The following is a 21,415-nucleotide window of genomic DNA, read 5'->3' as shown; positions in this document are numbered from 1 at the left end:
CTGTGCAAGTTCACTCCACTGTCGCGGGCTGACCGGCGTGCTCGCGCAACGCGGCGCGATAGCGGCGACTGCACGGAATTTTCGCGCCATCACGCAGGTGCAGCCGTGCGTCGCCGGTGTCCAGCGGCTCGATCTCGGCCAGGTAATCCAGGTTGACCAGATAGCTGCGATGCACCCGCACGAAGCGCGCCGGATCGAGCCGCTCCTCGATGCCGGCCATGGTGGCGCGCAGCGGATAATCGCGACCGCGTACATGCAGGTTCACGTAATTGCCCGCCGCCTGCAGCCATTCGATTTCACGCGCGGCAAGCAGGAATTCCTTGCCCAGCTTGCGCACCAGGAAGCGTTCGGGTCGATCCACCGGCTCCACCGGCACGCCTTCGTCCGGCTCGGCCAGCAACGTCGCCTCGCCCTGCTTGCGCAGCAGCCACAGCCGCGACAGGCAGATCAGCGCAATGATGAGGAAATAGTTGCGAATGTCCTTCAGGTACTCGTAACCGAAATTCGGCCACCACGCCCCGAAGCGGTAATGCCAGCCGACCAGCGCATAGGCCAGCTTGCGCAGCTCGACCATGCCGGCGACGTGCATCAGGCTGAACGCCAGGCTGGCCAGCAGATGACGGGGCAGGCTATGGCGCCAGGTATCGAAGCGGAACGGCCAACGCCGCTCCACCACCTGGATGAACGGAATCAGCAGCAGGACCAACAGCGAGCTGCTCGACTCCCATACCCACGGTTCCCATGCCGCCGTGCGGGAATGATCGATCTGCGCGACGATACCGTTGAATACCGTGTTGAGAATGGCCAGAGCCACCCAGAAGGCGACCTCGGCCGGTCGTCCCCAACGCTGGAAATCCCGATATTCGACATCCGCCTGTTCGCTCATGCCGGCGATTCTACGTGGCGCTGGCGAAATCCCCATGTGCCTCGTCACGCGGCGGGATCGGTTCGTCCCTGCGCACCCGCGATTCGTCACTTCGCGCTGGGAAAGGCCGCGATCGAGGGCCACGCTGCGGCCATGCCCAGTCACTGTGGAGCCACCCGATGAAAAGACGCGACCTGTTGAAGGCAGCCGCCACCCTGCCCCTGCTGCCGCTGCTGATGCGCAGCGGCACCGCCTTGGCGCACGGCGCCGGCTCGTTGGCGACAACACTGCGCTCGCGGGTGCGTCCGGGGCAAACCGGCTGGCCGGCGACCGCGCAATGGGAACGACTGAAACGCGACGTCGGCGGCCGGCTGCTGAAGCTGGAGCCCCCGTTCGCCCAAGGCGCCGCGTCGCCGGCATTGAAACAACTCGCCAACCCGTTTGCCGTGGGCGACAACCCCGCTCTGACCCTGACCAGCGGCTGGGCTGATGCCTGGACTTCGCAACCCAGCTCCTATGCGGTGGCGGCGGAGAACACGGCCGATGTGGTCGCAGCGGTCAATTTCGCGCGCCAGCACCACCTGCGGCTGGTGGTGAAAGGTGGCGGCCACAGTTACCAGGGCACCTCGGACGCGCCGGATTCGCTGCTGGTGTGGACGCGGCACATGAACCAAGTGAGCCTGCACGACGCCTTCGTGCCACAAGGCTGCGCCGGTCACCTCGCGCCACAACCCGCCGTGACCGTGCAGGCAGGCGCGATGTGGATCGACGCCTACGATGCAGTCACCACCAAGGGTGGCCGCTACGTGCAAGGCGGCGGTTGCACCACCGTCGGCGTGGCCGGACTGGTGCAGAGCGGCGGCTTCGGCAATTTCTCCAAGAACTGGGGCACGGCGGCCTCCAACCTGCTGGAAGCCGAAGTGGTCACCGCCGACGGCCAGGTGCGCATCGCCAATGCCCGCACGAACCCCGAGCTGTTCTGGGGCCTCAAGGGCGGCGGTGGCGGCAGCCTGGGCGTGGTCACGCGGCTGACCTTGCGCACGTACGAACTGCCCGAGTTCTTCGGCGGGATGGGCCTCATCATCAAGGCAGATTCCGACACAGCCTACCGCGCGCTGATTGCCAAGGCGGTGGACTTCTACCGTCGCGCGCTGTTCAACCCGCACTGGGGCGAGCAGATGAAGTTCTACGGCGGCGACACCCTCGACATCTCGATGATGTTCCAGGGCCTCAGCAAGCAACAAGCCGAGCAGACTTGGGCTCCTTTCGTCGACTGGGTGCACGCGCGCAAGAACTACCGCATCACCAAACCGTTCCAGGCGCTGGCGGCGCCGGCCCAACATCTCTGGGACGCCGAATTCCTGCGCAAGTACGCACCGAATATCATCGTGTCGGACGACCGGCCGAACGCGCCCCGCGACCACTTCGTGTGGGCCGGCGACCGGGATCAAGCGGGCTGGTTCATCCAAGGCTACCAGTCGGCGTGGCTACCTGCTTCGCTGCTGCAACCGGGGCAGCAGACGCCACTGGTGAATGCCTTGTTCGAGGCCGCGCAACACCAGGGCGTCTCGTTGCACTTCAACAAGGGCCTGGCCGGTGCGCCAGCCGACGCGATCACCCGCGCCCGCGACACCGCCACCCACCCACAGGTGCTGGACGCCTTCGCATTGGCCATCAGCGCCAGCGGCGGCGACCCCGCCTTTCCCGGCATGCCGGGCACGAAGCCCGACTTGGCCATGGCGCGGCGCATGGCGGCGGCCGTCGAGAAAACGATGGATGCGCTGCGCGCCGTAGCGCCCGATGCCGGCTCCTACGTCTCGGAAAGCGATTACTTCCTGCGCGACTGGCAGCAGGGATTCTGGGGCAGCAACTATCCGCGCCTCGCCGCAGCGAAGCGCAAGTACGATCCCGACGGGTTGTTCTTCGTGCACCACGGCGTCGGCAGCGAGGAATGGAACGCGGACGGCTTTACGCGGAAAGGATGATCGCGCCGCGGCACCACTGCGCACCGGCGTCGGGTTCGAGCAAGCCGCCGGTGCGCAAACACATCGTTTTCCGCCATCGACTCAGGATTCACTGCCAAGGATCGAATCCAGATGCTCGACCCGCTCGATCTGGTCAAGCCAGATGCGCCGGCTCCATGCCGGCTCCCGCGGTCGCTCCAGGCGCAACTCGGCGTTGATGCCTTCGCGGCCACTCTGGTCGCGCATCACCTGCATGGTGGGGCGTACGCTGACCACGCCCTCGCACACGCTGCCGTCCTTTTGCACAATCGACACGTGGCCGTTGCCCTGCAGATCGGCCACCAGCGACTCGAGGCGGCGTATATCGGCCGGATCGACACAGACACGTTCGACATATTGAGCCATCGCAACGACCTCCTCGGTGGGAATGCGCATCCACTCTGACGGATGCGCGGGTAAGCGCGAGTGAATTCGGCACGAACGCTTTCGCCGCGCAATGCGCGCAGGCACCCCGCCCTTGCTCGTCATTCCGGCGAAGGCCCACTGCTGTCCGGAATAATTTCGAATACCCGCAGTCGTGCGGTGGCATATGCCGAAATCGGTTTTTGCCCGTCATTCCGGCGAAGGCCGGAATCCAGTGACTGTGTGGCTTGAGCAAGCGTGATCGTCACTGGATCCCGGCCTTCGCCGGGATGACGAGCACGATAGGTCATCGCCAGCCGATGTGGAGTCACCTCCTCGCCGTATCCCGGGCAAACATCGCCACGCCTTCGCCTTGGGAGCCATGCCCGGGTTATTCCGGACAACAGTGGACCGACGCCGGGATGACGAGCAAAAAGCAGCTATTCGATATTCTTTACCCCGCGATCACGGTAAAGACCGGACTGAGCCGTGGGACAATGCGCGGCCCCGCCCGGATCCCCAGATGCCTTCTCCCACCGCTCCACGCTCCGATTCGCTGCTGCAGCACCGTGCCTTCGTCGCCTTCTGGTGCGCGCGCATTGCCTCCGGCTTCGGCTTCCAGATGCTGTCGGTGGCGGTGGGCTGGCAGATCTACGCGATCACCGGGCGCGCCTTCGATCTGGGCCTGATCGGGCTGGTGCAGTTCATTCCCTCGGTGTTGCTGGCGCTGCCGGCCGGACACGTGGCCGACCAGTTCGAACGACGCCGCGTGGTCTTGCTGGGGCAGATCGCGGAATGGACGGCCATCGTGTTGCTGGCCGCATTGACCATGACCCACCGCATACACGAAACGGGCATCCTCACATTGGTGTTCGTGATTGGCGTGGCCAAGGCATTCGAGTCGCCGTCGATGCAGTCGCTGCTGCCGGCACTGGTGCCGACCTCGATGCTGCCGCGCGCGGTGGCGGTGAGCGGCTCGGCATTCCAGATGGCGATGATCCTGGGCCCCGCGGTAGGTGGCCTGCTGTACGTGGCCGGCCCCGGCGTGGTGTACCTCACGGCCGCCGCGTTGTATCTCGTCGCTGCCACGATGATGGCGCGCCTGCGCTACGAGCACACCCCACCGAAACGCGAACCGGCCACGCTGAAAACCCTGTTCGCCGGCGTGCATTTCATTCGCGCGCGCAAGGACGTGCTGGGGGTGATCTCGCTGGACCTGTTCGCGGTGCTGTTGGGTGGCGCCACCGCGCTACTGCCGATCTTCGCCAAGGACATCCTGCACACCGGTCCGTGGGGCCTGGGCCTGCTGCGCGCGGCGCCGGCGGTGGGCGCACTGCTGATGTCGGTATGGCTGGCGCGGCACGACATGCAGCGCCGCGTGGGCATGATCATGTTCGCCTCGGTGGCCGGCTTCGGCGCGGCGACGCTGGTGTTCGCCGTATCCACCGCACTGTGGCTGTCGCTGCTGGCGTTGTTTGCACTGGGCGCGTTCGACATGGTCAGCATGGTGATTCGCGGAGCGCTGGTGCAACTGGATACGCCGGACGCGATGCGCGGCCGGGTCAGCGCGGTGAACGCGATCTTCATCAACACCTCGAACCAGCTCGGCGAATTCGAATCGGGCATGCTCGCCGCGTGGCTGGGTGCGGTGAACGCCACCCTGCTCGGCGGCATCGGTACGCTGGTGGTGGTGGGCTTGTGGATGACGATGTTCCCCACCTTGCGCCGGCGCCAGAAACTGCATGTGGAGCCGGCCGACGTGGAACCGGCCACCAACACGCTGTAGGCAGGCGGCATCGCGCAAAGCGCGACAGCAGCGTCGGCAAGCCATCGCGATGGCGTTTAAACTTCGCATTTCTGCCCGGGAAGTTCAGCCATGCTCGTCACCTCGCCCGCCGCCTTCCTCGAAGCCTTCCAGACACTCGCGCCGCAGCCCGGCATGGCCGCCACGGCGCGGAGCGCATTCCTGGTAGCGCCGGCGGACTTCACCCTGGCCGCAGAATCGGCGCGGGACAACCGCTACATGGCGATGGACCAGGCCGTCGACCCGCTGCGTGCGCTGGCCCAGCACCAGTCGCTGGCGCAGGCACTGCGCGAGGACGTGCCGGTAATCGTATTCCCCGGCGACCCGGCCACGCCCGACGCGGTGTTTCCGAACAACGTGTTCGGCACCGCGCCCGGCACGCTGGTGATCGGGCGCATGCGCCATCCCGTGCGCCAGCGCGAAGCGCAGCGCGGCGACATCCGCGCGTTCTTCGGCGAGATGCTGGACTACGATGAAGTCGACCTGTCCGGCTGCGACGAACTGGTCGCCGAACTGACCGGCTCGCTGATCATCGACCGCGCCCGCGGCATCGGCTACTGCGGCCTCAGCGAACGCTGCGACATGGCCGGTGCCGAGGCGATGCACAAGGCCTTCGGCCTGCGCCTGACGTTCTGTTTCGAGCTGACCGAAAGCGAATACCACACCAACGTGGTGTTCGCCCTGCTCGCCGGCCGCGCAGCGATTCTTGCCGCCGACGGCTTCCGTGATCCGGCCGTGCCGCAGGCCATCGCCAGCGCCTACGGCGACCGCGCACTCTGGCTCACTCCCGCCCAGAAACAGGCGTACGCTGCCAATGCCATCACCCTCGTCGACGACCGTGTGTGGATGAGCGCCGTGGCCGCCGCCTCGCTGCGCGACGAGCAACGCGAATCGCTCACGCAATGGGGCTTCCGCCTCGGCGCGGTGGACCTGTCCGAAATCGAGAAGGCCGGCGGCAGCCTGCGCTGCTGCGTGGGCGAGATCTATTGAATCATTCGTCCACCATCATTCCCATGTAGCAGGAGCCCGCTGGCGGGCGATGCTCCTGCTCTGGCGCTCCAGAGAGGAAAGCAAAAGCATCGCCCACCAGCGGGCTTCTACACTTGGAAAAACACTGCCGGAGCGTTGCCATGATCACCGTCCACCACCTCAACAATTCGCGCTCGCAGCGCATCCTTTGGCTGCTGGAAGAACTGGGCGTTCCCTACGAGATCAAGCGCTACCAGCGTGATCCGAAGACCATGCTGGCGCCGCCGGAACTGCGCGCGGTGCATCCGCTGGGCAAGTCGCCGGTGGTCGACGACGATGGCACCGTACTGGCCGAGTCCGGCGCCATCGTCGAATACCTGGCCGATCGCTACGACACCGGCACGCTGATTCCGCCACATGGCACCCCGCAGCGCCTGCGCTGCAACTACTGGCTGCATTACGCCGAGGGTTCGGCGATGCCGCCGCTGCTGCTGAAACTGGTGTTCCACCGCGTCGAAACCGCACCGATGCCGTTCTTCGCGCGGCCGATTGCCAAGGGCATCGCCGGCAAGGTGCAGCACGGTTTCGTCGATCCGCAGATCGCGCTGCACCTGGACTACATGGAAGGCGAACTGGGCAAGAGCGTGTGGTTCGGCGGTCCGGAATTCAGTGTCGCCGACATCCAGATGAGCTTCCCGCTGGAGGCCGCCGCTTCCCGTGGCGGACTCAACGAAAGCCGGCCGAAGCTGTGGGCTTTCCTGCAACGCATCCATGCTCGCCCCGCCTACCAGCGCGCACTGGAACGCGGCGGCGAATACACGCTGGGCTGAACGGCCGGATGCCCCGTTTACGCCCGGCTCACGGGTCGGCTGGCAACGTGAGCCGTCCCAACCTGAGGAGAATGTCCATGAGCCGGTCTCGCGATCTCGAAAGCCGCGTCGACGACCTCGGCGACCGCGTGCGCCGTTATGCCGGGGATGTCGGCGATACCGCCCAGGGCTGGATGGCCCGTGGCCGCCGCAGCGTGTCGCGCCTGGGCAACCGCGACTATGGCCAGCGCGTGTCGCGCGCCGCCGAGGACCTCGCCGACGAGGCGAACTACCAGTATCGGCGCCTGCGTCGCCAGGTGAACCGCCACCCCGCCGCCACCGTGGCGATCGTGGCCGGCACCGTGGGCGCGTTCCTGTTGCTGCGCAAGGCCTTCCGCAGCGACGACGAGGACTGAGCGCGCCGACCGCTTGCCGGGCAGGAGCGCACCCTGTGCGCGATGGCTCCTGGTTTTGATCGGCGTCGAGGCATTCGCGCACAGGGTGCGCTCCTACCTTTCGATATCCATGACGACGCTCCACCTGTCGGGCGTTCGGCATCGGAGAAGGCTTTGCAAAGGAACCGGTTCCACGAAAAAGCCGCCCCGATGGGCGGCTTTTTCGTGGAACGACGCGATGACTCAGACAGTCAACGGGTTGGGCTTGTCCGGATCGAGCTTGTATTCCTTGATCGCGCGCGCCACGTCCTTGGCGTTGACCTTGCCGTCCTTCGCCAGTGCGGCGAGGGCGGCATGGGCGATCCAGTAGCGATCGACCTCGAAGAAACCACGCAGATGCTCGCGCGTGTCCGAACGACCGAAACCGTCGGTGCCCAGCACGGTATAGCGCATGCCGTCCGGAATGAACGCACGCACCTGGTCGGCAAACTCGCGCACGTAATCGGTGGCGGCAACCGCCGGGCCCTGGCGACCTTCCAGCAGGCCGGTGATGTACGGCACGCGCTGCTTGGCTTCCGGATGCAGGCGATTCCAGCGCTCGGCGTCGAAACCGTCGCGGCGCAGCTCGCTGAAGCTGGGGCACGACCAGATGTCGGCGCTGACGCCGAAGTCCTTCTCCAGCAGTTCGGCGGCGGCAATCACCTCGCGCAGGATCACGCCCGAACCCATCAGCTGCACGCGCGTCTCGCCCTTCTTCGGCTTGCCGGCGTCCTTGAACAGGTACATGCCCTTGATGATGCCCTCCGCGCTGCCTTCCGGCATGTCCGGGTGCGCGTAGTTCTCGTTCATCACGGTGATGTAGTAGTAGTGATCCTCCTGGTCCTGCAGCATGCTGCGCACGCCGTCCTGGAGCACCACCGCCACCTCGTAGGAGAAGGTGGGGTCGTACGAGCGCACGTTCGGGATCGCGCCGGACATCAGGTGCGAATGGCCGTCCTCGTGCTGCAGGCCTTCGCCATTGAGCGTGGTGCGACCCGAGGTGCCACCGACCAGGAAGCCACGCGACCGCATGTCGCCGGCAGCCCAGCACAGGTCGCCGATGCGCTGGAAGCCGAACATCGAGTAGTAGATGAAGAACGGCAGCATCGGCTGGTTGCTGACCGAATAGCTGGTCGCCGCCGCCATCCACGACGCCATGCCGCCGGCCTCGCTGATGCCTTGCTGCAACACTTGGCCTTTCTGGTCTTCGCGGTAGTACAGCAGCTGGTCGGAATCCTGCGGCTTGTACTTCTGGCCGAACGGCGCGTAGATGCCGATCTGCCGGAACATGCCTTCCATGCCGAAGGTGCGCGCCTCGTCGGCGACGATCGGCACCACGCGCGGGCCGATGGCCTTGTCGCGCAGCAGCAGGTTCATGCCGCGGACCAGCGCCATGGTGGTGCTGATCTCGCGCTCGCCGGTGCCCTTGGTGATCTGCTCGAAGGCATCCAGCGCCGGCGCCTTGAAGCTCTCGTCGGCCTTGCGGCGGCGCTGCGGCAGCGCACCGCCGAGTGCCTTGCGGCGCTCCAGCATGTACTGCACTTCCTCCGAGTCCTTGCCCGGGTGGTAGTACGGCACATCCTTGAGCTGGTCGTCCTCGAGCGGGATGTTGAAGCGGTCGCGGAACGCGCGCACGGCCTCGTCGTCCAGCTTCTTCTGCTGGTGCGTCGGGTTCTGCGATTCGCCCGAGCCAAGGCCCATGCCGTAGCCCTTGACCGTCTTGGCCAGGATCACGGTAGGCATGCCTTCGGTGTGCACGGCGGCGTGATAGGCGGCGTAGACCTTGTGCGGATCATGGCCACCACGGTTCAGGCGCCATACGTCGTCGTCGGACAGGTTGGCGACCATGGCGCGGGTCTGCGGGTACTTGCCGAAGAAATGTTCGCGCGTATAGGCGCCACCGAAGGCCTTGCAGGCCTGGTACTCGCCGTCCACGGTTTCCATCATCAGCTTGCGCAGCGTGCCATCGGTGTCGCGCGCCAGGAGCGGATCCCAGTAGCTGCCCCAGACCACCTTGAGCGCATTCCAGCCGGCGCCGCGGAACGCGCCTTCGAGTTCCTGGATGATCTTGCCGTTGCCGCGCACCGGACCGTCCAGACGCTGCAGGTTGCAGTTGATCACGAAGATCAGGTTGTCCAGCTTCTCGCGGCCGGCCAGCGCGATCGCGCCGAGCGACTCGGGCTCGTCGGTTTCGCCGTCGCCCAGGAAGCACCAGATCTTGCGATCGCTCTTGGGAACCAGGCCGCGGTGCTCCAGGTACTTGAAGAACTGCGCCTGGTAGATCGCCTGGATCGGACCCAGGCCCATCGACACGGTGGGCACCTGCCAGTAATCCGGCATCAGCCACGGATGCGGGTAGGACGACAACGCGCCGCGGCCATGGCCCACGACTTCCATGCGGAACAGGTCGAGCTGTTCCTGGCTGATGCGACCTTCAAGGAACGAACGCGCATAGATGCCCGGGCTGGAATGGCCCTGATGGAACACCAGGTCGCCCGGATGATCGGCGCTGGGCGCGCGCCAGAAATGGTTGAAGCCCACGTCGTACAGCGTGGCCGACGAGGCGAAGCTGGCGATATGGCCGCCCAGATCACCGGGCTTGCGGTTGGCGCGCACCACCATCGCCATCGCGTTCCAGCGGATCAGCGAACGGATGCGCCATTCCATCGCCGCGTCACCGGGGCTCTTGGCCTCGTTCGCCGGTGCAATGGTGTTGACGTACTCGGTGGTGGGGTCGAACGGCAGGTAGCCGCCGGAACGACGGGTGGTGTCGACCATGCGCTCCAGCAGGAAATGCGCACGTTCGGTGCCGTCGTGATGGATCACTGCATCGAGCGAGTCGATCCACTCTCGGGTTTCGGTGGGGTCGATGTCCTGGTGGAGGATATCGTCGAGCTGATCCATTGAAGGTTCTCCGCGGCGCCGTGCGGCGCAGATTTTGGGTGGGGAGGCTTGCCGCAGGGGGATGCAGCAGGCTGACAGTCAAGTCTAGCCCGCGGGGCACACGACTGCCAATTGGACGTCCGTCGATGGGCGTCCATGCGGTGGCGCATGGGGTGTTGCCTTTGCGCCCTCTCCCCGGCGGTGAGAGGAGGCGAAGGCTTGCAAGTGCGAGCGAAGCATGCCGTAGAGCCGCTCCCTCGCCCCTCCGGGGAGAGGGCTGGGGTGAGGGGACACGCTGGCGACGAGGGGGCTACGAAGCGTGCTTTCGTTGCAGGCTACCGCGAGCACCCGCCCCTCACCTCAATTCTCTCCCCAAAGGGGAGAGGAGGCGAAAGCCCGCAAGTTCGAGACGACGGTGCCGAAGAGCTACTCCCTCGCCCCTCCGGGGAGAGGGCTGGGGTGAGAGGACACGCTGGCGACGAGGGAGCTACGAAGCGCGCTTTCGTTGCGCGTCATCGCGAGCACCCTCCCCTCACCTCAATCCTCTCCCCGACGGGGAGAGGAGGCGAAGGCCTGCAAGTTCGAGAGGACGGTGCCGAAGAGGCACTCCCTCGCCCCTCCGGGGAGAGGGCTGGGGTGAGGGGACACGCTGGCGACGAGAGAGCTACGAAGCGTGCTTTCGTTGCAGGCTACCGCGAGCACCCACCCCTCACCTCAATCCTCTCCCCAAAGGGGAGAGGAGGCGAAGGCGGTGGGCGGGTTCGCCTGCCGAGCGTTACTGGGTGAAGTAGCGCCCGGCTTCGAAACCAACTTCATTTTTTTGCGCGCGCTATGCGCGCGCGGCGCGGATCTGCGCATCCACGGCGGCGATGGCGGTCATGTTGACCACGCGTCGCACGCTGGATGCCGAGGTGATGATGTGCGCGGGTTTGTCCACGCCCATCAGGATCGGCCCGATCGCCACGCCGTCGGTCATCACGCGCACCATGTTGTAGGTGATGTTGGCGGCGTCCAGGTTGGGCATCACGAACAGGTTCGCGCGACCGGTCAAGGTGGTGTTGGGGAAGATGCGCCGACGCAACACTTCGTCCCACGCGGTATCGGCCTGCATCTCGCCGCCCATGTCCAGCTTGGGTGCGCGCTGGCGCAGGATTTCCCACACCTTGCGCATCTTCGCCGCGCTGGGGTTGTCGTGGCTGCCGAAGTTGGAGTGCGACAGCAAGGCCACCTTCGGTTCGATGCCGAACAGCTTGAGGCGGTACGACGCCTGCATGGTGGCCTCGGCGATCTGCTCGGCGCTGGGATCGGCCTGCACATGGGTGTCGAGGAAGAACCAGGCGCCCTTGTCGTTGATCACGCCAGTCATCGCCGAGGTGCACGACACACCCGGGTCCAGCCCGAACACGCTGCGCACGTAGCCCAGTTTCTTGTGGTAGCGACCGACCATGCCGCAGATCATCGCGTCGGCTTCACCGCGCTTGACCATCATCGCGGCGATCAGCGTGTGCCGCGATCGCATCAGGTTCTTGGCCGCGTCCGGGGTAACGCCGCGACGTTCGGTCATGGCGTGGTACTGCTGCCAGTAGTCGTTAAAGCGGGGATCGTCGTTGATGTTGGTCAACTCGAAATCCACGCCCTGGCGCATGCGCAGGCCGAGGCGCTCGATACGCATGTCGATGATGTCGGGACGGCCGATCAGGATCGGATAGGCCAGCTTGTAGTCGATCACCGACTGCACCGCGCGCAGCACGGTTTCCTCTTCGCCCTCGGCGTAGACCACGCGCTTGCGGTCACTGCGGGCGCGGTCGTACACCGGCTTCATGATCAGGCCGGTGCGGTAGATGAACTGGCCGAGTTTCTCCTTGTACGCGTCCATGTCGGTGATCGGCCGCATGGCCACACCGGAATCCATCGCCGCCTGCGCCACCGCCGGCGCCAGCATCACCAGCAGGCGCGGGTCGAATGGCCGCGGGATCAGGTATTCGGGGCCGAACGAAGGCACCTCGCCACCATAGGCGCTACCCAGGTCGGAGGCTTCCATCCGCGCCAGCTCGGCGATGGCCCGCACGCAGGCAGTCTTCATCGCCTCGTTGATGCCGGTGGCGCCCACGTCCAGCGCGCCACGGAAGATGTACGGGAAACACAGCGCGTTGTTGACCTGGTTCGGGTAATCCGAACGGCCGGTGGCGATGATGCAGTCCGGGCGCACTTTCTTCGCGTCCTCGGGCAGGATCTCCGGGTTCGGGTTGGCCAGCGCCATGATCACCGGCTTGTCGGCCATGGTGGCGACCATTTCCGGCTTCAGGATGCCGCCGGCCGACAGGCCCAGGAACACGTCCGCGCCGTCGACGATCTCGGCCAGCGTGCGCATCTTGGTATCGCGCGCGTAACGCGCCTTGTCCGGGTCCAGGCCCGCGCGGTCCTTGTAAATCACGCCGTCGCGGTCGAACGCAATGATGTGCTCGGGCTTCACGCCCAGCGCCACCAGCATGTCCAGGCAGGCGATGCCCGCCGCGCCGGCACCGGTGGTGGCGATCTTCACGTCCTCGATCTTCTTGCCCACCACTTCCAGCGCGTTGAGCACGGCGGCACCGACGATGATCGCGGTACCGTGCTGGTCGTCGTGGAACACCGGGATCTTCATCCGCTCACGCAACTTGCGCTCGACGATGAAGCATTCCGGCGCCTTGATGTCTTCGAGGTTGATGCCGCCGAAGGTCGGCTCCATCGCGGCGATGATGTCGACCAGCTTGTCCGGGTCGCGCTCGTTGAGTTCGATGTCGAACACGTCGATGCCGGCGAACTTCTGGAACAGCACACCCTTGCCTTCCATGACCGGTTTGCCGGCGAGCGGACCGATGTCGCCCAGGCCCAGCACCGCGGTGCCGTTGGTGATGACCGCCACCAGGTTCGAGCGCGCGGTCATTTCGCTGGCCACGTTCGGGTCGTCCACGATGGCTTCACAGGCGTAGGCCACACCCGGCGAATAGGCCAGCGACAGATCACGCTGGGTCAGCAGCGCGGTGGTCGGCGTGACCTTGATCTTGCCCGGGTGCGGGTGACGGTGATACTCGAGCGCGGCTTGGCGCAGGTCTTCGGAGTGGGCCATCAGAAGTGTCGGAATCTATGCGGTAATGAAGGGAGCCACCGGCACGGTGGTGCGGCTCATGGTAGCACCGGGCCACGTCGGACCGAACGCATCGCGTGGCATGGACATGTCGCCGAAACAGCCCACCGTCTGCTGTTTCAAGCCTGGAACGTTTCGCGCCTGAAACGTGCGCCGCGGCCATCCACGCAGGCGCTGCGCGAGGCGCGATCAGACACTCGCCGATAGCGCATCCGGCTCGACCCGCCCCATGCGGATACCGTTGATGAACACCGAGAACGCCAGCTTGCCGGCCAGCCCGTGCGCGTGACGCATCCACGGCGGCAGCCAGCGCGGCGATGCCAGGGTTCCATCGGCGAAATGCGGCTCCAGGCTGAGCACGTCCGCCAGCGCCAGCTTGCCGGCGAACAGGTAGCGCAGCAGATCCATGCGTTGCTCGCGGAACGCCCAGCGGAAGAAAGTGTGCACGGCGAGCAGGCCGGACAGGTACACGTTGTCCTTGGCGAAGGCCGCGCCACCGGTGACCGGCACGCCGCGGAACACGCGCTGGGCGGAATGGAAACTGTCTTCCACGCCCTGCCCGCGTTCGTGGAAGAAGCGGTAGACCTCGACGAAATCCGCGCCATTCAATGCCATGTCGATGGCCAGAATGCGCAGGCTGATGCGCTTGAGCCGGGCGATATCGATGGCGCCGGACATCAGTTCGGCGAACACCGCCAAGCCCTCCTGCGTGGCGGTGACGCGCGGTGAAGTGCGCGCCAGCGAGGCCAGCAGCGGCTGCTCGCGGCCGTTCAGCGCGGTCAGCGAATGCACGTAGGCCTCGTGCGCCAGCAACTGGTGGCGGTCGTACTCGCTGAAGCAGGTGCCGTCACGCAGGCGGATGCGGGTGGCGCCCGCGGCGGCCTTGGCGGTCAATTCGGCGTCCAGTTCCACGGCAATGACGCCGGCGCCGAAGAAGCCGTCCAGCGTGCTGGCCAGTTCGTCGCGCAAGGTGGCGGACGGGATGTCCACGCGAATGTCATCCGCCAACAGGTCGGCGCCCAACTCGTCGGACAGCTCCACGAAATAGCGTGCCGCGTCGAGGTTGCTGCGATGGCTGCCGGGGATCACGTCACCCGGCTTGCCGTAGAGTGCGATCGACGGCGCGGTGACACCGCCAGTCCCCACCGCTTCGAGCATTTCCGCCGCGATGCGCCAGGACTCCGCGGTACGGCGCAGATAATCGCCCAACGCATCGGTTGGCGCAGCAGCGCCGTCACCGGCTTCGCGCTCGATCGCCGTCAATTCGGCACGCGCGTCGGCCAGGTCAGGCCGGCGATAGTTCACCTCCGGCAACGCAAAGCGGCCTTGCGCGTAGTCGGCGATCATCCGGCGCTCCAGCGACGCCGGCCACGCGACCGCGCCGAGGATGTGGATGCCACGCACGGCGGCGAGCAGGCGGCGGTCGAGATCGGCGTAGCGTTGCAAGGCGGGAGTGGCGTTCATGCCCATGGCCTTCCGGTATCGGCGATTGCAGCGACGCTCGAACGCAATCCACAACCATCATTCCGGCCCGCGCCCACTGCTGTCCGAAATAATTTTGAACCCTGTGGCTCCGCATGACTTGTACCGATACCGCCCCCTCGCTCGTCATTCCGGCGCAGGCCGGAATCCAGTAGCCGTATGGCTTGGACCGGCGTGATCGCTACTGGATCCCGGCCTGCGCCGGGATGACAAACCGGAGAGGGGGTCGCTGCCAGAAATGGAGTCGCCCCCTTGTTGCATCTCGTGCAAGCGGCGCGGGTATTCACTCTCGAAGGACATCCCAGGATTATTCCGGACAGCCGTGGGCCCGCGCCGGAATGACAAGCCATGCGACCGGGCCGCAAACGCCTCACTCCCGCTCGCGCTTGCCGCGCGGCGAGTGCGGCCGGTCGATCGGCCGGCCACCACGTTGCCGGCGCAGGCGCGCTTCCAGCGTGGCGGCCTGGTCCTCGCGTTCGTCGCGCAGCTTGAGGTAGTTGCGCCAGCGCTCGGGCGTCAGTTCGCCGCTGTCCAGCGCCGCCTGCACCGCGCAGCCGGGCTCGCTGCCATGGCCACAGTCGGCGAAGCGGCATTGTTCGGCCAGCGCCTCGATATCGGCGAACAGGTCGAGGTTTTCCTCGCCGGTGAGCTTCAGTTCGCGCATGCCGGGGGTATCGATCAGGCAACCGCCACTGGGCAGCTGCAGCAGCGCGCGGTGCGTGGTGGTGTGGCGGCCGCGGCTGTCGTGCGAGCGCACCGTGTTGGTGGCCATCTTGTCCACCCCGAGCAAGGTGTTGGTCAGGGTGGATTTGCCTGCGCCGGACGAGCCGACCAGCACCGCGCTGTCGCCGAGCTGCAGGTACTTCGTCAGCAATTCGGCGCTGGCCGCTTCCTTGCCGTTGATGGCATGGATCGGCGTGCCGTCGGGCAGGCGCGCACGCAAGGCGGCCAGCAATTCCTCGGCATCGTCGCGGGTGTCCAGCTTGCTCAGCAATACCACCGGTTGCGCGCCGGAATCCTCGGTCAGCGAGAGATAGCGTTCGATCCGCGCCGGATTGAAGTCGCCATCCAGGCCGGTCAGCACCAGCACGTAGTCGATGTTGGCGGCGATCAGCTGGCGCTCATAGCGCTCGCCGGCGGCGGCGCGCGACAACACCGTGCGTCGTGGCAGCACGCGCACGATGTGCGGTGGCTTGCCCGCCTCGACCTCCACGAAATCGCCCACGGCGGGGCGTTCGGAAGGGTCCAGGCCACGCTTCAGGAAATGGCCGGCCGGCTGCGCGCTGAAGGCCTGCTCGCCGTCGTGCAGCTCGTAACCGGTGCGGTGCTGGGCCACCACGCGAGCCAGTCGCAGGTCGCCGCTGGGCAGGTGTTCGCCACGCCAGCCGATACGGCGAAGGCGCTCGATGTTCTGGACGTCCGTCATGGGGGGCGATGATGCCAGTCCGGGGGTTGTCCGAGAATAGCCCGGAATCGGCCCCGTGCGCGCCACCCCGGACGCTCGCGCTGCAGTGCATCACGCTGCTAGCATCGGCCCACCGGCGGTGGCGCCGGGCCTGATATCGAGGAATGCCGGTGGTGGCTTCGATCAAACCCAGTGCGCATCTGGCGGACGTGCGCTACGAAATCCGCGGTGCACTGACCCGTCGCGCACGCGAACTGGAGGCGGCCGGACGGCCGATCATCAAGCTCAACATCGGCAATCCGGGCCGCTACGGCTTCGAGGCACCGGCCCATTTGCGCGAAGCCATCGCCGCACATCTGCGCGACAGCGAAGCCTATGGCCACGAACAAGGCCTGGACGAGGCACGCGAGGCGATTGCCGCACAGCAGCGTGCTCGCGGCGCACGCCATGTGGAGGTGGAGCGCATCTTCGTCGGCAACGGCGTCAGCGAGCTGATCGACCTTTCCCTGCGCGCCCTGCTGCAACCCGGCGACGAAGTGCTGCTGCCCAGCCCGGACTATCCGCTGTGGAGCGCTGCCACCATTCTCAACGGCGGCACCCCGCGCCATTACCGCTGCCTGGCGGAGAACGGCCACCTGCCCGATCCGGCCGAAGTCGAGGCACTGGTCACCCCGCGCACCCGCGCGCTGGTGCTGATCAATCCGAACAACCCCACCGGCGCGGTCTACCCGCGGGCGCTGCTGGAACAACTGGTCGCCATCGCCGCGCGCCATCACCTACTGCTGCTGTGCGACGAGATCTACGACGACATCCTGTATGACGACACGCCGTTCCAGCCACTGGCCGAAGTGGCCGGCGAACTGCCCTGCATCAGCTTCGGCGGTCTCAGCAAGGTGCATCGCGCCTGCGGCTACCGCATCGGCTGGCTGAGCCTGTCCGGCAACCCGGCCCGCACGGCCGAGTACCGTGACGCGCTGCAGCTGCTGGCCGCGTTGCGCTTGTGCGCCAATGTCACCGCGCAATGGGCAATTCCCGCAGCACTGCAGGGCGCGCCCACCATTCACGCGCTGACCGCGCCGGGCGGCCGGCTGCACGAGGCGCGCCGGGTGATTCTCGAAGGCGTCGCCTCCAGCAACTATCTGGACCTGGTTGCCCCGGCCGGTGCGCTGTACGCCTTCCCGCAAGTGCGTACCGACCGTATCGCCACGTTTGACGACAACGCGTTCGCGCTGCGCCTGCTGGATGAGGAATCGGTGCTCGTGGTGCCCGGCACCAGCTTCAACGTGCCGGCCAGTCGCCACCTGCGCCTGACCTTGCTGCCGCAGCCGGCGGACCTGGCCGAAGTGTTCGTGCGCATGGAACGCGTGCTGGCGCGAATGGCCACCGAGCAGCCGGAGCGCACCGTCGCTGCGGCGTAATCACCCCCTCCCTGCCTCCTCCTGCACGCAGCGGGAGGAGCCAAGAGCCCGGAACCCGGCATGCCCCTGAGTTATCTCGCCCTGGGCGACTCCTACACCATCGGCGAAGGCGTCGAGGCCACCGGGCGCTGGCCCGCGCAACTGGCGGCCCGACTGCGCAACGAAGGCGTGCCGCTGGCCGAGCCGCGCATCCTCGCCACCACCGGTTGGACCACCGACGAATTGGCCGCGGCGATGGATGGCACCCGCTTCGACCCGCCCTACGCACTGGTCAGCCTGCTGATCGGCGTCAACAACCAGTACCGCGAACGCAGCGCCGAGGCGTACCGCGGCGAATTCGTGGCACTGCTGGAACGCGCCATCACGCTGGCCGGCGAACGTTCGTCACGCGTGCTGGTGCTGTCGATTCCCGATTGGGGTGTGACTTCCTTCGCCCGCGACAGTGGTCGCGACTGCGCGAAGATCGGCGCCGAGCTGGACAACTACAACGCCATCGCCCGCGACGAAACCCTGCACTGCGGCGCCCACTGGGTCGACATCACCGGGCTCTCACGCCAGCATCCCGCGCTGCTCGCCGATGACGGCCTGCATCCGTCCGCGGCGCAGTACACGCTGTGGGCCGAAGCGACGGTGCCGGTGGCACGCCAGGCGCTGCGATAGTCCTGCGGCAACGCCTGCGCCATCGCGGCTACCCTTCGACTTCGGCCCGCAGTGCCTGCGCTCGGGGCGAACGGGGGGGGCGGTTCACAACCGGGCTTTCTCGCTAATCAGCGCCCGCTACACACGCCTGCCCCATGCCGTCACCGACAGCCCGATGGTCGATGCCGACCATGCGGTCAGCTACTTCGCTTCGCTGTCCTACGTCTTCTAAAGCCATGGACAGCGGAATCATCCGACGCATCGTGACCCTGGCCGAACGCCTGGAACCGGACCGCCAGGCCGTATGGAACTGGCTGTTCAACACGAAAATCGAGTCACTGGACCACCATGCCGCGATCGAACTGGCCTTCGCCGGCCAGGGCGAAAAGGTGGTAACGATGCTCGAAACGGCACTGCACGACGAGACCGCGGGCCACGCCACCGCCTGAGATTCGGGCAAGCCGCAGGGGGCGGACTACCTTGAACCTGTCCCCTCCAGCAACATATCAGGGGTACCATTCCCTTTTAGCCTGCTTGCCGGAAGCCTTGCCATGTCCCTCGACACTCCTACCCGCGAACGTATCGAAACCCTGCTCAAGGACCACCGCGTGGTGCTGTTCATGAAGGGCAACCGCCAACAGCCGATGTGCGGTTTCTCTGCCGCCGCGACCAACACGCTCAACGAGCTGCTGCCGGATTACCACACCGTCAACGTGCTGGACGATCCGGAAATCCGCGAAGGCATCAAGGAATTCGGCAGCTGGCCGACCATTCCGCAGTTGTACGTGGAGGGTGAGCTGGTCGGCGGCGCCGACATCATCCGCCAGATGTACGGCAGCGGCGAACTGCACCAGTTGTTCGGCATGGCCCAGCCCGACCGCACCCCGCCTGAAATCACCATCACCGACAAGGCCGCCGAGGCAATCCGCCAGGGCACGGCCAATGCCGAAGGCTTGGCCTTGCATCTGGAGATCGGCCCCGACCACAGCGCCGGTTTCCAGCTGGCCCCGGCCGGCGACGGCGACATCGTGGCGCACGCCAATGGCCTGGAAGTGCACTTCGACCCCGCTAGCGCCCAGCGCGCCAAGGGTATCGTCATCGATTGGGTCTCCACCGTGCAGGGCGAAGGCCTCAGCCTGAAGTTCCCCGGCGCGCAGGAAATCAAGTCGCTCAGCGTGCAGGAACTGCAGCAGCGCCTGGCCGACAACAGCATCACCCTGATCGACGTGCGCCCCGCCGCCGTCCGCGCCCAGCTCGCCCCGCTGCCACAGGCGCGCATCCTGGAAGAAGAAGGCTACGACGCCCTCGCCGCCCTCCCCAAGGACACCCAACTCGCCTTCATCTGCATGCATGGCATCTCCAGCCAGGGCATGGCCGAACGCTTCGCCGCGCACGGCTTCAGTCAGGTGCACAACGTGGAAGGCGGGATGGAAGCATGGAACGCCGCCTACACCACGCGACACTGAACGCACCCGACGCCGCGGGAAGCGCAGTGTGAAACGTCAAAAGGTGATGACGGCATGAGCATGAACCCGTCCTCCACAAACGAGGGCGGGGCCGGCGTGGCCCAACTGCTCCGCGAAGCCGGCCGCGCACTGAGTTTCGGCCAGATCGCTCTTGCCGAACAACAACTGGACAAAGTGCTGGCGCTCGCCCCCGGCAATACGGAAGCCTGTCGACTGCTGGGTATCGCCGCCCTGATGGCCGGCGATCATCCCCGGGCCATCTCGCACCTGCGCAGCGTGCTCGCCGTCAGGCCCGATGATGCAGTTATCAACATGACGCTGGGCAACGCCCTGTTCGAGACCGGCGAGACCGAAGCTGGCCTGGCCAGCTTGCAGCGTGCCAGCGAGCTCGCACCCGGAATGGCCGCGGCCTGGTACAACCTGGGCCGCGCACTACAGGTATCCACCCGCATGGAACCGGCCCGCGATGCCCTGCAACGTGCCGTGGCGATCGACCCAAACCATGCCAGGGCCCGCAACGCACTGGCCACCGTGCTGACCAACCTGGGCGAGATTCCGGCCGCCGTGGCGATGCTGCGCGAAACCCTGCGCCGGCAACCCGAGGATGTCGATGCCTGGCTCGCGCTTGGCAACATCAAGACCGAAATCCTGGGCAGCGGTGACGTGGAGCAACTGCGCCGCCTGCTTCACCGGACCGATGGCTCCGACGACACCCGCATCCTGCTCGGTTTCACCCTTGCCAAGGCGCTGGAGGATCAGGCCGATTACGCAGCAGCGTTCGATGTCGTGAGCGAAGCCAACGCTCTGAAGCGGCGAACCCTGTACTGGAGCCGTGAGGAGGAGCGCTCACGCGTCGATGCCATCGCGGAAGCGTTTTCCCACCCGCTGCCCGCGCCGCTGGATCCCGCGCTGGGACAGGAAGTCATCTTCGTGGTTTGCCTGCCACGTTCCGGCTCCACCCTCGCCGAGCAGATCCTCGCCTCGCACCCGGACGTCGCGGGTAGCGACGAGATCCAGACGCTGCCCGAGATCCTCGACGAGGAATCTGCACGCCACGGCCAGCCCTTCCCCCAGTGGGTACCCACCGCGACCGCCGCTGATTGGCACCGTCTGGGCGAAACCTACCTGGCACGCGCCCACGGTCAGCACCCGACGCATCTGCGCTTCACCGACAAGAACGTCAGCAACTGGGCCTTCGTCGGCGCAGCCTTGGCCATGCTGCCCGGGGCCCGGGTGGTGAATGCTCGGCGCGACCTGCTGGAAAACTGCTTCGCAGCCTATCGGCAGCTGTTCACCACCGGTCAGTTACGACCTGGATGACATGGTGGACTACTGCGCCGGCTATGAGCGCTTGAGCCGGCTCTGGCAGAAGCGTTTCCCGCAGCAATGGTTCGATCACCACTACGAGGCACTGCAGCACGCGCCGGAACAACAGATCCGCACACTGCTGGATTTCTGCGAACTGCCGTTCGACCCGGCCTGCCTCGCCTTCCACCAGACACCACGCACCGTGCTTACCTTCAGCTCCGCCCAGGTGCGCCAGCCGCTGCGCCGGGATACCGCGCGCGCCGCGCTCTACGGCGACAAGCTGGCGCCGTTGCGCAGTCGCCTTCAGCAAGCCGGGCTACTGTCGACAGACAGGTAGTTCGCCACTCAAACTTGGACTGGCTGCCGGTTTCCTGTCGTCCCCTTCCGGCAAGACAAAAAAACCACCGGCCATGCAGGCCGGTGGCTCAAGGTTGATGCGA

At 66.3% G+C, this 21,415-nt stretch carries 18 protein-coding genes; 12 read left to right on the top strand and 6 right to left on the bottom strand.

Annotation, left to right across the window (positions count from 1 at the left end; genetic code table 11):
* Positions 1 to 10: 10 nt before the first annotated feature.
* Positions 11 to 886 carry a LytTR family DNA-binding domain-containing protein gene (locus AB7849_RS07370; protein ID WP_008210055.1) on the bottom strand — a complete coding sequence of 292 codons (876 nt, stop codon included), beginning with the start codon at positions 884 to 886 and terminating at the stop codon, positions 11 to 13.
* A 158-nt stretch (positions 887 to 1,044) separates the two neighbouring features.
* Here AB7849_RS07370 and AB7849_RS07365 point away from each other — a divergent pair, with 158 nt between their 5' ends.
* Complete coding sequence (locus AB7849_RS07365; RefSeq protein WP_008210056.1) at positions 1,045 to 2,850, top strand: FAD-dependent oxidoreductase; 1,806 nt, start codon at positions 1,045 to 1,047, stop codon at positions 2,848 to 2,850.
* Between the two features lie 81 nt (positions 2,851 to 2,931).
* Here AB7849_RS07365 and AB7849_RS07360 read toward each other — a convergent pair whose 3' ends face one another.
* Entirely contained in the window at positions 2,932 to 3,234 is a 303-nt protein-coding gene (locus AB7849_RS07360; protein WP_037099140.1) for a DUF3247 family protein, read from the bottom strand.
* 520 nt (positions 3,235 to 3,754) lie between these two features.
* Here AB7849_RS07360 and AB7849_RS07355 point away from each other — a divergent pair.
* The 4 genes from AB7849_RS07355 (at position 3,755) to AB7849_RS07340 (ending at position 7,229) form a co-directional block, all read left to right on the top strand.
* On the top strand, positions 3,755 to 5,017 hold the full coding sequence (locus tag AB7849_RS07355; RefSeq protein ID WP_008210565.1) for an MFS transporter: 1,263 nt from the start codon (positions 3,755 to 3,757) through the stop codon (positions 5,015 to 5,017).
* A gap of 90 nt (positions 5,018 to 5,107) precedes the next feature.
* Positions 5,108 to 6,025, top strand: coding sequence for an arginine deiminase-related protein (locus AB7849_RS07350; protein ID WP_008210568.1), 918 nt, complete (start codon positions 5,108 to 5,110; stop codon positions 6,023 to 6,025).
* A gap of 140 nt (positions 6,026 to 6,165) precedes the next feature.
* Positions 6,166 to 6,834, top strand: coding sequence for a glutathione S-transferase family protein (locus AB7849_RS07345; RefSeq protein ID WP_008210569.1), 669 nt, complete (start codon positions 6,166 to 6,168; stop codon positions 6,832 to 6,834).
* 77 nt (positions 6,835 to 6,911) lie between these two features.
* The gene (locus AB7849_RS07340) at positions 6,912 to 7,229 is read left to right on the top strand and encodes a hypothetical protein (RefSeq protein WP_008210570.1); all 318 of its coding nucleotides are present in this window, start codon (positions 6,912 to 6,914) and stop codon (positions 7,227 to 7,229) included.
* Between the two features lie 222 nt (positions 7,230 to 7,451).
* On the opposite strand, the gene aceE is transcribed toward AB7849_RS07340, so the two are convergent.
* From aceE to rsgA, 4 genes are all read right to left on the bottom strand, one after another.
* The gene (aceE, locus tag AB7849_RS07335) at positions 7,452 to 10,151 is read right to left on the bottom strand and encodes a pyruvate dehydrogenase (acetyl-transferring), homodimeric type (RefSeq protein ID WP_369500773.1); all 2,700 of its coding nucleotides are present in this window, start codon (positions 10,149 to 10,151) and stop codon (positions 7,452 to 7,454) included.
* A gap of 808 nt (positions 10,152 to 10,959) precedes the next feature.
* Positions 10,960 to 13,239 (bottom strand): NADP-dependent malic enzyme, encoded by a 2,280-nt coding sequence (locus AB7849_RS07330; RefSeq protein ID WP_008210574.1) that lies wholly within the window; start codon positions 13,237 to 13,239, stop codon positions 10,960 to 10,962.
* Positions 13,240 to 13,446: 207 nt separating this feature from the next.
* Complete coding sequence (locus AB7849_RS07325; protein ID WP_008210575.1) at positions 13,447 to 14,727, bottom strand: flavohemoglobin expression-modulating QEGLA motif protein; 1,281 nt, start codon at positions 14,725 to 14,727, stop codon at positions 13,447 to 13,449.
* 382 nt (positions 14,728 to 15,109) lie between these two features.
* A complete protein-coding gene (gene rsgA / locus AB7849_RS07320) occupies positions 15,110 to 16,165 on the bottom strand; it encodes a ribosome small subunit-dependent GTPase A (RefSeq protein ID WP_369500772.1) in 1,056 nt (351 codons plus the stop codon).
* Positions 16,166 to 16,317: 152 nt separating this feature from the next.
* On the opposite strand from rsgA, the gene AB7849_RS07315 reads away from it, so the two are divergent.
* The 7 genes from AB7849_RS07315 to AB7849_RS07285 all read left to right on the top strand — a co-directional run bounded on the left by AB7849_RS07315 (position 16,318) and on the right by AB7849_RS07285 (position 21,312).
* Positions 16,318 to 17,562, top strand: coding sequence for an aminotransferase class I/II-fold pyridoxal phosphate-dependent enzyme (locus AB7849_RS07315; protein WP_369500771.1), 1,245 nt, complete (start codon positions 16,318 to 16,320; stop codon positions 17,560 to 17,562).
* 60 nt (positions 17,563 to 17,622) lie between these two features.
* Complete coding sequence (locus tag AB7849_RS07310) at positions 17,623 to 18,222, top strand: SGNH/GDSL hydrolase family protein (RefSeq protein WP_008216520.1); 600 nt, start codon at positions 17,623 to 17,625, stop codon at positions 18,220 to 18,222.
* Complete coding sequence (locus AB7849_RS07305) at positions 18,140 to 18,433, top strand: MipA/OmpV family protein (RefSeq protein WP_081491873.1); 294 nt, start codon at positions 18,140 to 18,142, stop codon at positions 18,431 to 18,433. The genes AB7849_RS07310 and AB7849_RS07305 overlap by 83 nt, the downstream gene beginning before the upstream one ends.
* A 4-nt stretch (positions 18,434 to 18,437) precedes the next feature.
* Entirely contained in the window at positions 18,438 to 18,650 is a 213-nt protein-coding gene (locus AB7849_RS07300; RefSeq protein ID WP_008216519.1) for a hypothetical protein, read from the top strand.
* A gap of 102 nt (positions 18,651 to 18,752) precedes the next feature.
* On the top strand, positions 18,753 to 19,667 hold the full coding sequence (grxD, locus tag AB7849_RS07295) for a Grx4 family monothiol glutaredoxin (RefSeq protein ID WP_369500770.1): 915 nt from the start codon (positions 18,753 to 18,755) through the stop codon (positions 19,665 to 19,667).
* Between the two features lie 54 nt (positions 19,668 to 19,721).
* Positions 19,722 to 20,987 carry a tetratricopeptide repeat-containing sulfotransferase family protein gene (locus tag AB7849_RS07290; RefSeq protein WP_008216517.1) on the top strand — a complete coding sequence of 422 codons (1,266 nt, stop codon included), beginning with the start codon at positions 19,722 to 19,724 and terminating at the stop codon, positions 20,985 to 20,987.
* A gap of 1 nt (position 20,988) precedes the next feature.
* A complete protein-coding gene (locus AB7849_RS07285; RefSeq protein WP_008216516.1) occupies positions 20,989 to 21,312 on the top strand; it encodes a sulfotransferase in 324 nt (107 codons plus the stop codon).
* Positions 21,313 to 21,415: the final 103 nt, after the last annotated feature.

The sequence above is a fragment of the Rhodanobacter sp. FW021-MT20 genome (assembly GCF_041107475.1).
Classification (GTDB): Bacteria; Pseudomonadota; Gammaproteobacteria; order Xanthomonadales; family Rhodanobacteraceae; genus Rhodanobacter_A; species Rhodanobacter_A glycinis.
Note: the sequence above shows the minus strand (reverse complement) of the source record. Positions and strands in the feature narration are given on the sequence as shown.

Coding starts and splice junctions, on each gene's coding strand:
- AB7849_RS07285 (WP_008216516.1), top strand. CDS start 20,989: ATGGTGGACTACTGCGCCGGCTATGAGCGCTTGAGCCGGCTCTGGCAG.
- AB7849_RS07370 (WP_008210055.1), bottom strand. CDS start 886: ATGAGCGAACAGGCGGATGTCGAATATCGGGATTTCCAGCGTTGGGGA.
- AB7849_RS07350 (WP_008210568.1), top strand. CDS start 5,108: ATGCTCGTCACCTCGCCCGCCGCCTTCCTCGAAGCCTTCCAGACACTC.
- AB7849_RS07325 (WP_008210575.1), bottom strand. CDS start 14,727: ATGGGCATGAACGCCACTCCCGCCTTGCAACGCTACGCCGATCTCGAC.
- AB7849_RS07355 (WP_008210565.1), top strand. CDS start 3,755: ATGCCTTCTCCCACCGCTCCACGCTCCGATTCGCTGCTGCAGCACCGT.
- AB7849_RS07365 (WP_008210056.1), top strand. CDS start 1,045: ATGAAAAGACGCGACCTGTTGAAGGCAGCCGCCACCCTGCCCCTGCTG.
- AB7849_RS07290 (WP_008216517.1), top strand. CDS start 19,722: ATGAGCATGAACCCGTCCTCCACAAACGAGGGCGGGGCCGGCGTGGCC.
- AB7849_RS07360 (WP_037099140.1), bottom strand. CDS start 3,234: ATGGCTCAATATGTCGAACGTGTCTGTGTCGATCCGGCCGATATACGC.
- grxD (WP_369500770.1), top strand. CDS start 18,753: ATGTCCCTCGACACTCCTACCCGCGAACGTATCGAAACCCTGCTCAAG.
- AB7849_RS07340 (WP_008210570.1), top strand. CDS start 6,912: ATGAGCCGGTCTCGCGATCTCGAAAGCCGCGTCGACGACCTCGGCGAC.
- AB7849_RS07345 (WP_008210569.1), top strand. CDS start 6,166: ATGATCACCGTCCACCACCTCAACAATTCGCGCTCGCAGCGCATCCTT.
- AB7849_RS07310 (WP_008216520.1), top strand. CDS start 17,623: ATGCCCCTGAGTTATCTCGCCCTGGGCGACTCCTACACCATCGGCGAA.
- AB7849_RS07300 (WP_008216519.1), top strand. CDS start 18,438: ATGGACAGCGGAATCATCCGACGCATCGTGACCCTGGCCGAACGCCTG.
- AB7849_RS07330 (WP_008210574.1), bottom strand. CDS start 13,239: ATGGCCCACTCCGAAGACCTGCGCCAAGCCGCGCTCGAGTATCACCGT.
- aceE (WP_369500773.1), bottom strand. CDS start 10,151: ATGGATCAGCTCGACGATATCCTCCACCAGGACATCGACCCCACCGAA.
- rsgA (WP_369500772.1), bottom strand. CDS start 16,165: ATGACGGACGTCCAGAACATCGAGCGCCTTCGCCGTATCGGCTGGCGT.
- AB7849_RS07305 (WP_081491873.1), top strand. CDS start 18,140: ATGACGGCCTGCATCCGTCCGCGGCGCAGTACACGCTGTGGGCCGAAG.